1 pseudogene is annotated in these 514 nt (G+C 43.6%); it reads left to right on the top strand.

The features are described from left to right. A pseudogene (locus M0051_RS19640) lies at window positions 1-514 on the top strand (hypothetical protein); the annotation flags it as partial.

Genomic DNA, 514 nt, shown 5'->3' on the forward strand with positions numbered 1-514 from the left:
GATGATGTGAATGTTACTGTTCATCCAAATCCTGTTGTAGACCTTGGTTTAGATCAGGAAACCTGTGCTGGAGGAACTATTACCTTGGATGCAGGTAATCTTGGGGCAACTTACCTGTGGTCAAACGGTGAAACCACACAAGACATTACAGTATCAACTTCAGGAAACTATTCAGTAGTTGTTACCGACGCCAATGGTTGTTCAGCAACGGATGATGTGAATGTTACTGTTCATCCAAATCCGGTTGTAGACCTTGGTTTAGATCAAGAAACCTGTGCTGGTGGAACAATCACTTTGGATGCCGGCAATGCAGGAGCTAACTACCTGTGGTCAAATGGAGCAACAAGTCAGACCATTACAATATCAACTTCAGGAAACTATTCAGTAGTAGTAACAGACGCCAATGGTTGTTCAGCAACGGATGATGTGGATGTTACTGTTCATCCAAATCCTGTTGTAGACCTTGGTTTAGATCAGGAAACCTGTGCTGGAGGAACTATTACCTTGGATGCCG

The sequence above is a fragment of the Marinifilum sp. D714 genome (assembly GCF_030851345.1).
Lineage (GTDB): Bacteria > Bacteroidota > Bacteroidia > Bacteroidales > Marinifilaceae > Marinifilum.